This is a genomic window from Vibrio sp. 5S239 (assembly GCF_041439575.1).
In the GTDB taxonomy this organism is placed as follows: domain Bacteria; phylum Pseudomonadota; class Gammaproteobacteria; order Enterobacterales; family Vibrionaceae; genus Vibrio; species Vibrio kanaloae.
Genome location: NZ_JBGOOM010000001.1, coordinates 400,557 through 414,280 on the forward strand (window position 1 = coordinate 400,557; position 13,724 = coordinate 414,280).

The 13,724-nt window shown below is 45.2% G+C and carries 10 protein-coding genes; 6 read left to right on the forward strand and 4 right to left on the reverse strand.

Annotated features, from left to right (window positions below):
• The first annotated feature begins 15 nt into the window (after positions 1-15).
• Together ACED48_RS01705 and ACED48_RS01710 are read left to right on the forward strand one after the other, a co-directional pair.
• Entirely contained in the window at positions 16-2,475 is a 2,460-nt protein-coding gene (locus tag ACED48_RS01705) for a M9 family metallopeptidase (protein ID WP_029627206.1), read from the forward strand.
• Between the two features lie 250 nt (positions 2,476-2,725).
• Positions 2,726-3,100: a cystatin domain-containing protein gene (locus ACED48_RS01710; RefSeq protein WP_017057924.1), complete on the forward strand. Its 375-nt coding sequence runs from the start codon at positions 2,726-2,728 to the stop codon at positions 3,098-3,100.
• 158 nt (positions 3,101-3,258) lie between these two features.
• Here ACED48_RS01710 and ACED48_RS01715 read toward each other — a convergent pair whose 3' ends face one another.
• Together ACED48_RS01715 and ACED48_RS01720 are read right to left on the reverse strand one after the other, a co-directional pair.
• The gene (locus ACED48_RS01715; RefSeq protein WP_017057925.1) at positions 3,259-3,816 is read right to left on the reverse strand and encodes a hypothetical protein; all 558 of its coding nucleotides are present in this window, start codon (positions 3,814-3,816) and stop codon (positions 3,259-3,261) included.
• A gap of 204 nt (positions 3,817-4,020) precedes the next feature.
• The gene (locus ACED48_RS01720) at positions 4,021-5,619 is read right to left on the reverse strand and encodes an isocitrate lyase (RefSeq protein ID WP_017057926.1); all 1,599 of its coding nucleotides are present in this window, start codon (positions 5,617-5,619) and stop codon (positions 4,021-4,023) included.
• Between the two features lie 130 nt (positions 5,620-5,749).
• Between ACED48_RS01720 and ACED48_RS01725 the strand changes: the two genes are divergently transcribed.
• Both ACED48_RS01725 and ACED48_RS01730 read left to right on the forward strand, forming a co-directional pair.
• Positions 5,750-6,703 carry a LysR family transcriptional regulator gene (locus tag ACED48_RS01725; RefSeq protein ID WP_017057927.1) on the forward strand — a complete coding sequence of 318 codons (954 nt, stop codon included), beginning with the start codon at positions 5,750-5,752 and terminating at the stop codon, positions 6,701-6,703.
• Positions 6,704-6,858: 155 nt separating this feature from the next.
• Complete coding sequence (locus ACED48_RS01730) at positions 6,859-9,042, forward strand: malate synthase G (RefSeq protein WP_017057928.1); 2,184 nt, start codon at positions 6,859-6,861, stop codon at positions 9,040-9,042.
• A 237-nt stretch (positions 9,043-9,279) separates the two neighbouring features.
• Here the strand turns inward: ACED48_RS01730 and ACED48_RS01735 are convergent, their stop codons facing one another.
• Together ACED48_RS01735 and ACED48_RS01740 are read right to left on the reverse strand one after the other, a co-directional pair.
• Positions 9,280-10,707: an NAD-dependent succinate-semialdehyde dehydrogenase gene (locus tag ACED48_RS01735; protein WP_017057929.1), complete on the reverse strand. Its 1,428-nt coding sequence runs from the start codon at positions 10,705-10,707 to the stop codon at positions 9,280-9,282.
• Positions 10,708-10,800: 93 nt separating this feature from the next.
• The gene (locus ACED48_RS01740; RefSeq protein ID WP_017057930.1) at positions 10,801-11,589 is read right to left on the reverse strand and encodes an IclR family transcriptional regulator; all 789 of its coding nucleotides are present in this window, start codon (positions 11,587-11,589) and stop codon (positions 10,801-10,803) included.
• Positions 11,590-11,743: 154 nt separating this feature from the next.
• Between ACED48_RS01740 and pta the strand changes: the two genes are divergently transcribed.
• The gene (gene pta / locus ACED48_RS01745; protein ID WP_017057931.1) at positions 11,744-12,862 is read left to right on the forward strand and encodes a phosphate acetyltransferase; all 1,119 of its coding nucleotides are present in this window, start codon (positions 11,744-11,746) and stop codon (positions 12,860-12,862) included.
• A gap of 56 nt (positions 12,863-12,918) precedes the next feature.
• Positions 12,919-13,683, forward strand: coding sequence for a sulfite exporter TauE/SafE family protein (locus tag ACED48_RS01750; protein ID WP_017057932.1), 765 nt, complete (start codon positions 12,919-12,921; stop codon positions 13,681-13,683).
• Positions 13,684-13,724 lie beyond the last annotated feature (41 nt).

Sequence of the window (13,724 nt, forward strand, 5' to 3'; positions counted from 1 at the left end):
TTCATGAGTGTTGTTATGTCTCATACCCGTTTATTCCCACGTCGTCGTTTGGCACTGGCACTGGCTCTTGTTCTTGCCAGTATTTCCAGTTTTACTTTTGCTCAACATCCGTGTGATGTTCCTGACCTTCAGCGATCTCCTGATCTCGCTCTCGCTGTATCAGCTGCGGATAGCAGCTGCTATAGCTCTTGGTTCTCAGCCCCGGATAATTCACTAGACAATATCTACAGTGAAGCGAGTCTAAGCCGTATTCAAATTGCACTTGACTTAGAAATTGCCCGTTACCGAGGTGAAGCTGAGCAAGCACGTAAACTGGAGAACTTTGGCGAGTTTATTCGTGCGGCTTATTACGTCCGCTATAACGCGCAAGTACAAGACTTCAGCGAAGCGTTGAGTCAGCGATTTGCTCAATCAACCAACGCTTTTTTAGCTAACCCTAACGCGCTAGATCAAGGCCGTGAACAAGTGGGGGCAATGAAAAGTCTGACGTTGATGGTCGATAACGTTAAGCAATTACCACTGACCATGGATGCACAACTTGCGGCACTTCGTCAATTCAACCGAGAAACCGCACAAGACACTCAATGGGTTGATGGTCTCAACAATCTATTTCGCGCAATGGCAGGACATGTTGCTCGAGATGACTTCTACGATTACATGGCTAATCATACACAACACATCGATACGTTGGCGGCATTCGCGCGTGATAACATGTGGGCTTTGGACACGGATGCGAGCTTTCTGGTTTATAACGCAGTTCGTGAAACGGGTCGCTTGTTGGCAAGTCCAGATAAAGCAACCAGAGACAAAGCACTGCGAGTGATGCAACAAGTGATGGCACAAAACCCACTGGGTAGCGAGCACGATAAGCTTTGGTTAGCGGCGGTTGAGATGATGGGGTATTACGCACCTGACGGCTTGAATGGATTGGATCTAGAGCAAGCAAAACGTGATCTAGCAATGCGTATACTTCCTAACCGTCATGAGTGTCAAGGGCCTGCGATTATTCGCTCACAAGATTTAACGCAAGCACAATCACTTGAAGCGTGTGATGTGCTCGCGGCGAAAGAGGTGGACTTCCATCAAGTTGCGAACACAGGTCAACAACCTGTGACTGACGACAATAACGAACGAGTAGAAGTCGTTGTGTTCGGCAGCAACGGCAGTTATGTAGATTACTCCTCTTTCTTATTTGGTAATACGACTGATAACGGTGGTCAGTATCTAGAAGGCGACCCTTCACAGGTGGGTAATGTTGCTCGTTTTATCGCTTATCGTTACGCCAATGGCGATGACCTTTCTATTCTCAACTTAGAGCATGAATACTCTCACTATCTCGATGCACGCTTTAACCAATATGGATCGTTTAACGACAATCTGGCACACGGTTATGTGGTGTGGTGGTTAGAGGGGTTTGCCGAGTACATGCATTACAAGCAAGGCTACGATGCAGCGCTAGGCCTTATAAGCAAAGGAAAAGTGAGCCTGTCGGATGTGTTCGCGACTACATACTCTCACGACACTAATCGTATCTATCGCTGGGGTTACTTAGCGGTGCGCTTTATGTTGGAAGAACATCCGCAAGACGTAGAAAGCTTATTGGTATTATCTCGTTCTGGTCAGTTTGCTGAATGGGCGAAGCAAGTGAAATTCCTTGGGTCGCAATACAATGGTGAGTTTGAGCGTTGGTTAGACACAGTTTCAAGTGAGCCAACAGATCCGGTTGATCCTACAGAGCCGACGGACCCTACAAAACCGACAGAACAAGTCAAAGTACTTGCTGAAAATCAAAGTGTGGTGTTGAGCGGCGAGGCGTACAGCGAGCAGTTGTTCTATGTTGATGTGCCAGAGAACGTAACGCATTTTGAAGTTGCTATTCGGCGCGAAGGTGAAGGGCACGGCGATGCGGATCTGTACATGAGTTACAACAGAGAAGCACATTACTATGACTTTGAGTTTAGCCAGTATCGAGACGACAGTAATGAGTTAGTGACGTTTGACCCTGAACCGTCAGGTTATATTAAATCAGGTCGCTACTACATGAGTATCACAGGTCGATCTGATTTTAGTAATGTGACATTGGTGGCATCTCTGGAGACAGAAACGCCAACACCACCAACACAAGATAAAGATGATTTAACACCGGTAGTATTGGAATCAGGTCACGCTCAAACCCTTACCGTTCATCAACGACGCTACGCTGCAGTCTATGTTCCGCAAGGTGTACAAGAAGTTCGAGTGTGGCTGAACGATAAAAGTAACAATGCGGAAAATGGACAGTCAAACACAGGCAACGTCGACTTATACGCAAGCAATTCATATTGGCCAACGGCAGGGCAACATGAATATCAGTCTAACTCCAATGGAAGCAATGAATATTTACAAATACCGGTAACTGAAGCGGGTTATCTGCACTTCTTGCTCGATGCAGAGCAACAAGGGGATGAAGTCGAAATGTTGGTGTATTTTCATTAATAAAACAGACATTAACACAAACAGTATTAACTGAAACGTCACCTACTTAAATGGTTTAAATATCAGGTAGGTAGACAGATAAAAGCCGGGCATCAGTGTCCGGCTTTGTATTTTTTAACAGTGTTCTGTGTTTATGGGTTAGTTACAGCGTCATCTCTGATGAAGTGATGACATTCGAGGTTTAAGCTTTCCTGCATATAAAACATCATTTTGAGTAACCTCTCGTGAATGATAGATGTAGAGAGAATTTATGAAGAAAGTACTATTGGCAACCTTGTTTAGTGTTGTTGCGTTAGCTGGATGTAGTCAGAAAGCTGAGGTTTCTGAACAATCACAAGAGGAAATGAATCCTATTTGCAGCACTAAGAACCTGACCGGCGGTTGGTCACAAAGTGACATCACGCGAGAAGCTAAGCAAGCGTTAGATGTGGTTCTAGGGCAAATGAATACCACTGCTAAGCTCAAAAAAATATTAGGTGTTCGAACTCAGGTAGTCGCTGGTTTAAACTATGCTATCGAGTTTGAAATGGATAATGGTGAGGTGTGGAATACCATCGTGTACCGCTCTCTTCAAGGTGATATCGAAATGATGCAAGCCGCACAGCAAGGTCGTTTGTGCTCATAGTTTAGTTTTTTAAGACCTGATATTTTTAGAGAATCTATATTTATAGACAAGCTATGCTTGCAGACAGAAAATAGCAAATGGCTCCGTAACGGGAGCCATTTTTGATTCTGAAGAGGGGGTATGTAGTGAATCCCATAAAAATTGTTGAATTCGAACTCTTATAACTCCTTGACACAAGCTCGACTTATGTCTTCATCAATGTAGGCCATCCCAAGTTTGTTGAGATAGTCCATGCGATCGGCAGTACGTAATTCTATGTCAGGGCCTGCAATGTTGTTTTCTTGATAGATCTGACCCAAGTGTTCTATGAATTGCTCTCCCGTACTCATCATTAGTAGGCTCATAGCACCAACGTCTGGTCTTACTTTTTCGCGTTGTTGTTCTGATAGGTTCACCGCTAACACGACTGGTAGTTCTGTACCTGCAAAACGAACACTGCGCTCACGAACGGTTTGTTGAGCCCAGTAATACGCGAGCTCTTTACTCTGAGTTAAAAAGATAGGTTGGACGGATTCTGTGTAGTCGCTTCCGATAGTAGCCATGGTTTTTAAGGCAGCTTCGGTGAGTGATGTATCGCCAGAGCGTTTAAGCCCTTGAGTTTTAATTGAATCAAGTAAGGCAGAAGATGTGCCGTGATACCAAGTCTCACCAGTAGCGAAACCATTTTCTGACAGCAGTGTTTTAGCATCTTGTAGGTGTGTCGGTATTGAAGTCATAGGCACTCTCAATAAATAGGAAAATCATCAAACAGAATGTGATCAGTTTAAACAGAATTTTTCAGGGCAACAGTGGTGTGGAACACAAATCTGAGGCTTTGAGATGAAGCTGGCAGTACTAGCTTCATCCCAAAACCTCCTCCCTCCCGGCACCTAACAGGGAAAAGGGAAGGGGAGATTTTAGAGGGGAAACGCTGTTAACGATTAATCAAATTGATTAGACGTATTCGCTTCACCCGCTGCTTTTAGTGCATTTTCGCCAGCAAAGTATTCTTTGTGGTCGTCACCCATATCTGAACCAGACATGTTTTGGTGTTTAACACATGCGATGCCTTGGCGGATTTCTTTACGTTGAACATTCGCAACGTAACCCAACATGCCTTGGTCGCCGAAGTACTCTTTCGCAAGGTTGTCAGTAGACAGCGCTGCAGTGTGGTAAGTCGGTAGAGTAATCAAGTGGTGGAAAATACCTGCTTCACGTGATGCGTCCGCTTGGAATGTACGAATCTTGTCGTCAGCACTTGCAGACAGTTCAGTTTCGTCGTATTCCGCGCTCATTAGGTTCGCACGATCGTAAGCTGATACATCTTTACCTTCAGCAACCAATGCATCGTAAGCTTGCTGACGGAAGTTTAGCGTCCAGTTGAATGATGGAGAGTTGTTGTAAACTAGTTTCGCGTTAGGGTGAACTTCGCGAACGCCGTCCATCATCTCTTTGATTTGACCGATGTGTGGTTTCTCAGTTTCAATCCAAAGTAGGTCAGCACCTGCGTTGATTGCTTCGATACAGTCAAATACACAGCGGTCTTCACCAGTACCTTGGCGGAATTGGTATAAGCCTGAAGGTAGACGCTTAGGTCGAACTAGCTTGCCGTCACGGTTGAAGCAAACATCACCTTCAGCCATATCAGCAACATCAACCTCTTCAACATCTAGGTATGAGTTGTAGACATCACCTTGGTCGCCAGGCTCTTTTACTACAGCGATTTCTTTTGTTAGACCAGCACCTTGTGAATCGGTACGAGCAACAATGATGCCGTTATCGATGCCTAATTCAAGGAATGCGTAACGAAGTGCGCGAAGTTTTGCGTGGAAGTCAGCGTGTGGAACCGTTACTTTGCCGTCTTGGTGACCACATTGTTTCTCATCGGCTACTTGGTTTTCGATTTGTAGACAACAAGCGCCTGCTTCAATCATCTGCTTAGCCATTAGGTAAGTCGCTTCTGCGTTACCGAAACCAGCATCGATATCGGCAATGATTGGCACCACGTGTGTTACGTGATTGTCGATTTTGTCTTGGATAAGGTCTTGTTGGTTAACGTCGCCCGCTTCACGTGCAGCGTCCAGCTCACGGAATAAACCACCCAGTTCACGAGCATCAGCTTGGCGCAGGAATGTGTATAGTTCTTCTACTAGGCCTGCAACTGATGTTTTCTCATGCATTGATTGGTCTGGAAGTGGACCGAAGTCTGAGCGAAGTGCCGCAACCATCCAACCTGAAAGGTAAAGGTAGCGGCGATCTGTCTTGCCATCAAAGTGCTTCTTAATAGAAATCAGCTTTTGTTGACCGATAAAACCATGCCAGCAACCTAAAGACTGAGTGTATTGAGAGCTGTCTTTATCGTAAGCCTCCATATCCGCACGCATGATATCTGCCGTGTATTGCGCGATATCCAGACCTGTTTTGAATTTGTTTTGAGCTCGCATACGAGCAGCAGATTCAGGGTTAATTGCATCCCATGGAGCACCTGCAGCGCTTTTTGCAACTTCAATCTTTTCGATATCTTGTGTAATTTGCGACATAACTATTCCTTAGTTTCACGTGGGGTATGGTTGCCAAATTGGCTTGGATTAAAACTTTGCTATGGACAAAGAATAACCACGCATGTGATAATTTTGTTAATTTATAGTTATTATATTCGGTATTTTTCTTATGAATATTGCTCGTATAGACCTTAATTTACTTGTGTATTTAGACATGTTGCTACGTGAAAGAAACGTTACACGAGCGGCAAATCAATTGGGAATAACTCAACCAGCCATGAGTAATGGCCTTCGTCGATTACGTGATCTGTTTGAAGACCCACTGTTGGTGAGAACCAGTGAAGGAATGGTTCCTACCGAGCGAGCGCAAAAGTTGCAGCCGCTGGTTCGCAACATCTTGGCGAATGTAGAAAAGACGCTACAGCCCACCACTGAGTTTAGGGCTGAAGATAGCGAACGTGTGTTCCGTATCATGGCGAGTGATTATGCTGAATCAACCCTTATTCAGCCGCTATTAAAAAAACTGAGTGAGATAGCGCCGAAAATACGACTGGATATAATGACGCCAAGTGATGTGAGCTATCAGGATGTAGAACAAGGTACTGTTGATATTATTATCAACCGTTTTGATGATATTCCACAGTCCTTCCATCAGATGAGCCTTTGGCACGACGGGTTTTCTTGCCTATTTAGCTGTGACAATCCAATAGCCGACAACTTTGATATTTTATCTTATTTAAAGGCGCAACACATTTGGGTAAGTAAGACGGGTATGGGAACTGGAGTCGGGATCAATCCAAGTGAAGCGCAAAAGCTCGGTTGGATAGATGAAGCATTAATGCGCATTGGTAAAACCCGCAATATCACGGTGTTTACCCGACATTATCTATCTGCGATTCTCTTTGCTCAGCAGAAAAACCTTATCCTTACTATTCCAACTAAAGCCGCGCAATTGCAGCGCAACAATCCTAATTTATTAATCAAACCAGCCCCATTTGCGATTGAACCTTTCGAGGTGAAAATGGCGTGGAGCCCATTGTTACAAACCAATCCAGACCACCAGTGGATGCGTCGCTTGATTAAAAGTGTCGCCAATGAAATAGAAAGCGGTGTGACGGAGTAACATAGTTTGCAGGGTATTTTTTATATGAATATTCAGTATAACAGGCATAAATTAGCTAAATTTACACCTGTTAAGTAAGTTTAAACTAGTTATTTAAATTTAAGTCAGTTAAGTAAATATATTGAGTAGTCATCAGTTAGCTTGAGAGAGATTTTATGAGCAGTCGTATTCAACAGGGAAGCTTGAACATTGATAGCACCCTCTACCAATTAATTAATGAGCAGGTCATTCCTGGAACAGGCATTATCGCTGAAGACTTTTGGCAATCTTTTGCAGCGATCCTTAAAGATCTGGCACCAAAAAATCGTGCTTTGCTTATCAAGCGTGAAGATCTTCAACATCAGATTGATGCTTGGCACCAAGAGCGTGCTGGTCAAACACTCGACGCAGCAGAGTACAAACAGTTCTTGCAGCAGATTGGCTACCTAGTGCCGGAAGGTGAAGACTTCCAAGTTACCACTGCAAGTGTAGAGCCTGAAATCGCAACACAAGCTGGGCCGCAGCTTGTGGTGCCTATCATGAACGCGCGATTTGCACTTAACGCAGCAAACGCGCGCTGGGGCAGTTTATACGATGCGCTCTACGGCACAGATGTCATCAGTGAATGCGATGGTGCAGAGAAAGGTGGAAGCTTTAACCCTGTTCGTGGCGCTAAAGTAGTGAGCTATGCTCGCGGCTTCCTTGATGACGCCGCACCGTTGAATGGTGTTTCTCATAAAGACGTGACTAAGTACAGTATCAGCAATGTGAACATTGGCAACATGCTGACAGCAACGTTAGATAACGGCGAAGAAGTCACTCTAATTGATCGCAATCAGTTTATAGGTTACCAAGGAGACGCAAGCGCGCCTTCTTGCATTCTGCTGAAGCACAATAATCTCCATATCGAAATTCAGATCGATCCGAGTGCGCCAATTGGCAGCGTTGATGTGGCTGGAATTAAAGATGTGTTGGTGGAATCGGCTCTCACCACCATTATGGATTGCGAAGACTCTGTCGCTGCGGTTGATGGTGAAGACAAAGCACTGGCTTACCGTAACTGGTTAGGTTTAATGAAAGGTGATTTACAAGAGTCGCTTGAGAAAAACGGCAAAACTATCGTTCGTAACCTCAACCCAGATCGTCAGTATACCAGCGTGACGGGTGGCGAGATCTCGCTGAAAGGCCGTAGCATGTTGTTCATTCGCAATGTGGGCCACCTAATGACCAACCCTGCGATTATTGATGCGGAAGGTAATGAAGTGCCTGAAGGCATTATGGATGGCATGGTGACATCGCTCATCGCAATGCACGATTTAAAGGGTAATAGCCCGTATCAAAACTCAACCGCGAACAGCATTAATATTGTAAAACCTAAGATGCACGGCCCTGAAGAAGTGGCTTTCACCAATGAGTTGTTTGGTCGAATTGAAGATGCATTAGGTTTAGATCGCTTTACGATTAAAGTCGGCATTATGGACGAAGAGCGTCGTACCTCTGTGAACTTGAAAGAGTGTATTCGCGCAGCCAAAGATCGTGTCGTGTTCATCAACACAGGTTTCCTAGACCGAACGGGTGATGAAATCCACACCAGTATGGAAGCAGGACCATTCGCTCCGAAAACACAACTGAAAACCATGACTTGGATTGGCGCATACGAAGATCAAAATGTTGATCTTGGCTTAGCTTGTGGCCTGCAAGGTAAAGCTCAAATCGGTAAAGGTATGTGGCCAGAGCCAGATAATATGGCGAAGATGATGGACGCGAAAATCGGACATCCACAAGCGGGCGCGAATACGGCTTGGGTACCATCGCCAACGGCTGCGACTTTGCATGCTTTGCACTATCACAAAGTGAGCGTACCAAGCCGCCAGAAAGAGCTTAGTGAGCGAGTGAGAGCCAATGTAGACGATATTTTGACTATTCCGCTACTAGGCAATCAAAAGCTGACCGCGAAAGATATCCAAAATGAATTGGACAACAATACGCAAGGTATTCTTGGTTACGTAGTTCGTTGGATTGACCAAGGAGTAGGTTGTTCGAAAGTGCCAGATATTAACGATGTAGGGCTAATGGAAGACCGAGCGACGCTGCGTATTTCAAGCCAACACATCGCTAACTGGTTACGCCATGGTATTTGCGATGAAGTCCAAGTAATGAAAACCATGAAACGTATGGCGGCCGTCGTTGACGAGCAAAATGCAGGCGATCCGAGTTACCGCAATATGGCACCAGATTTTGAAAACAGCATTGCTTTCTCAGCAGCTTGCCAGTTGGTATTTGAAGGTTGTGCTCAGCCAAGTGGTTACACCGAGCCTGTATTGCATGCTATGCGACTGAAGTTAAAAGCACTTGCATAAAACAAGGCTGCTAAATTGTTAGATAGCTAGAAAACAAAATAGCAAAGCAACGTAACCGTGTTACAGAATAACTAAATAACAACGTCACTTAATAATAAAACCACTAAGAAAAGAAACATCCATTTAAACCGAGCCCAAGGTGCCGCGCTTTATAGCGCGGCTTTTTTTTGAGTGTTCACGGGGAATGGAAAGGGAAGAAAAGAACTGACTTAGTGATGAAACGTATTACTACTAACCTCATTTTCCACCAAAGCATAGATACTTAATATCCATGTACTCGTCGATGCCTTCTTTAGCGCCTTCGCGGCCAATACCTGACTGCTTAACCCCACCGAAAGGTGCAACCTCTGTTGAGATGAGGCCGTCATTAATGCCAACCATACCGTATTCAAGTGCTTCTGCTACCTTCCACACACGGTGGATATTCTGGCTGTAGAAGTAAGACGCTAAACCATAGATCGTATCGTTCGCCATTTCGATCAGCTCTTCATCGCTATCGAACTTCATAACAGGAGCGACAGGGCCAAAAATCTCTTGTTGAACGATGTCCATGTCGTGCTTCACGTCTTTAAGAATGACAGGTTGAATGAACAAGCCCGCAAGCTCTTGCGTTGGGGTTACAGGCTGGGCACCTTGTTCAATGGCGCGGTCAATCAAACCTTGGATGTTCTGTTTCGCTCTTTCACTGATCACAGGGCCAATGTTGATGCCTTCGTCTAAGCCGTTGCCAATTTTGAGTTGCTGCACCGCTTGGTCGAATTTAGCCACAAACTCATCGTGTACTTTGCTGTGAATATAGAATCGATTAGCACAAACACAGGTTTGGCCTGCATTACGGAATTTCGAAGCCATTGCGCCTTGAACCGCAGCATCGATATCGGCATCGTCAAACACAATAAACGGAGCATTACCGCCAAGCTCCATCGAGGTGCGTTTGATTCCTTTTGCAGCTTGAGCCATTAAGATACTGCCGACACGGGTAGAGCCTGTAAAAGAGATCTTTTTGATCAATGGGTGTGAGGTGAATAGCTCGCCAATCTGTTCTGGGCTGTCACCCAATACAACTTGAAGCAGATTTTTAGGAATACCCGCTTGGTAGGCCAGTTCAACAACAGCAAATGCTGAAAGTGGCGTTTCGTCAGAAGGCTTAACAATAAAACTACAGCCAGCCGCCAGTGCAGGCGCGGCTTTACGTGTGATCATCGCTATCGGGAAATTCCACGGTGTGATGGCACACGCCACTCCGATCGGCTGCTTGATCGTCACTAAGTGTTTTCCTGCGACTGTGCTTGGAATTGAATCACCATAGGTACGCTTTGCTTCTTCAGCGAACCATTCGATAAAGCTTGCACCATAAACCACTTCGCCCGTTGCTTCTTCCAACGGCTTGCCTTGTTCGATCGTCATTAAGTGAGCAAGGTCGTCCTTGTTTTCAAGGATCAGTTGATGCCAAGCTTTCAGTATCGCAGCGCGAGATTTAGCCGGAATTTTTGCCCACTCTTTCTGTGCAATATGAGATCGCTCGATAGCTCTGTCTAATTCTGTCTCAGATGATATAGGAGCATGTCCAATAAGCTCACCCGTTGCTGGGTTGGTTACTGCTACTGCTTTATCCGCTTCAGTCACCATAAAAGAGAGTAAGCGCTGGTTATTAATTTCTAGCATGTGATTCCTTCTTGATGATTACTAACACGTATTGATGCGGTTATTGAGTTGATGTCTATGGCAGTGCTGATGATTCGTTTTAGCCTACCAATGTTATTCTTGCGCCCAGTTGTCTGCTTCTATCTTCGCCAATGCTTTCGCGGCTTTTTGAAGAGCAGGTAGGAACTTGATCGCTTCGTCTGGTTTCACTCGAATCACTGGTGCTTGGATTGCCAAACCGAGATTGGATTGACCGGTTGGTGATGGAATGAGTACTGCGATACACACCAAACCCGGTAGAAACTCTTCGTCATCAATCGCAAAGCCTTGGATCTTAGCTTGTTCGATGTCTTGCTCTAACACTGAGTAGTCGGTGATGGTTTTCACTGTGTACTGAGTCAGTGGCACGTTTTCGATCAGTCTTCTGCGCTGTGATTTCGACATGTGAGCCAAAAACAATTTGCCTGTCGCTGAGCAGTGCACAGGAACGCGAGAGCCAGGTTGCAAATGGAAGCGAAGTGGCGCTTCGGTTTCTGCGCGGTCAAGGTAGATGATCTCACCGCTTGATAGTGCGGTTAGGTTGCAGCTCTCTCCGACTTCTGCTCGAAGGTTTTCAAGAATCGTGCGCCTCGCGCTGTGCATGGTGCTGTTGAACAGTAAGTTTTCAGCCAACTTTCTGAGTCGAATGCCAGAGCTGTAATGCTTTTCGTCGCCATCTCTTTGAATGATACCCGCGGATTCTAATTGTTGCAGCATGCGGTGTAGGGTGGGTTTCGGTAGTCCTGTTTCTTCGACGAGCCCTTGAAGAGAAATAAACTCGTCTTTTTGCGCTATCACCTCTAATAGTGCAAAAAGTCGGAGAGTGGGCGTATCTCCTTGAACTTGTGGTGTTTCTGTTTGCATACAGTGATTCATCCTTGCGATATGTCTATGTGTAAGAGTGTACATATCAAATCAATATTCTTCAATTATCTGAATAAAATTTGACCTTTTTTATTATTTAAATAATATAAATACAAATTATGGAACAATTAATCTCAATAAGTGGAATTTTAAAATGAAAGCAATTGAACGGATTATTGATAAGGCGCACTTAGATCGTAAGCGTGTGGTTTTGAGTGAAGCTGAAGACCCTCGTGTACTCAAAGCGGCACGATTAGCGATAGATAAACAGCTCGCTTATATCACGCTGGTGGGCGACGAAAAGGCGGTTATCGAAGCCGCTCAGCTGCATTATATTAACCTTGCGGGTATTCATATTGTTTCACCACAAACATCAGCACTTAAAGCCGTGTTGGCTGAACGGCTCTATGAGTTAAGAAAAGCCAAGGGCATGACTTATGAAGATGCATTGGAGAAGGTCACAGACCCACTGATTTTTGCCAACTTGATGGTAAGGGAAGGACTGGTTGACGGCACGGTTAATGGAGCGGTTTATACCACATCAGATGTGGTGAGAGCCGCGCTGCAGATCATTGGGTCTGCACCAGACAGTGAATTGGTCTCGAGCTTTTTTCTGATGATGTTGTGTGAACCTTTCCATAATCTTAAAGGTGGCATGATTTTCAGTGATTGTGGTTTGGTGATTAACCCTAATGAAACTGAACTTGCATCGATTGCAGTGGCGGCATCAAACAGTGCACAAACGCTGTTGATGGAAGAACCGAAAGTCGCAATGCTCTCCTTTTCGACCAACGGCAGTGCCAAACACGAATCGGTCGATAAGGTTCGTAATGCCGCTCAACTCGTGAAACAACGTTGTCCCGGTATTGCGGTTGACCAAGATGTTCAGCTTGATGCAGCGATTGTCACCGAAATAGCGGCTAAAAAGTTGCCAGATTCAGAGGTCAAAGGCCAATCGAACGTGTTGGTATTCCCCAATTTAGAAGCTGGTAATATTGGTTATAAGCTTGCGGAAAGGTTGGGTGGGGCAGTTGCGATTGGTCCGTTGTTGCAAGGGCTGAATCAGCCTGCCAATGACTTATCCAGAGGGTGCAGCGCCGAAGATATCTTCAATGTAATTGCAGTGACTGCCGTGCAAGCACAACAAGGTAAAACGGCAAATCCAATGACGGGTGTTGAAGCTGATGCTCAAGAAGCTCCAGAAGATCAAAACGCTACAGAAGATCAAGAAGCTAAAGAAAGAGAAGAATCAGAATTTGAGTTTAGATACTAAGACTCAATACCTAAAGCTCGCTACATACTAAGTAAAAAAACTAATTAGGATTACCAATGGAGTTACCTGTTTTACTCGCCATTCTTACCACTATTGCGGTAGGTACCTACTTCCAAACGGTCACGGGTTTTGGCCTCGGTATCATCGTGATTGGTTTAACGGTCAGCCTTAATTTGGTTTCCTTACCAGTTATAGCCGCTGTGGTCAGTATTGTGACCTTGTTCAATTGCTTGGTTGCGTTGATGGGTAAGCCATTGCTTGGGGAACTCAAGATTTTGGTGGTGTTAGTTATCGGTATTATCCCCGGCGTGTCTATGGGGGTGTTCTTGCTAGACGAGTTGAGCGATTCGGCCACGAATATTCTCCGAGGACTATTGGGTGCGATGGTGTTATTCGCAGGTTTGAGCTTTATGTTCAAACCTAAAACCAGAAAGGACCGTTCGGCAACGGTATCTTTCTTGTTATCTGGTTTTAGTTCTGGGCTCGCGGGTGGGTTATTCGGTATGGCAGGCCCACCGATTGTTTACCATCTCTATCGACAACCTTTTACGCTCGATCTGGTGCGAAGCACACTGCTGATGGTGTTCGCGTGTACGTCGATGTCACGTACTGTCAATGTCTATGCGGCAGGCGACATGGAACCGAGCATACTATGGTTATCAGCGATCGCGGTTCCCTTGGTGGCGCTTGTCACGATGTTTGCTCGACGTTTTCCACCGCCGTTGTCCAATGATCAACTCAGAAAGTTAGTGTTTATTGTGTTGATGTTGATTGGTGGGTACTTGATGGCGGTCTCTGCATGGTCGTTGTTTTTGGCTTAGAACGTTTTCTTTATCAAAATTATCTTTGAACGAGGAGGGCT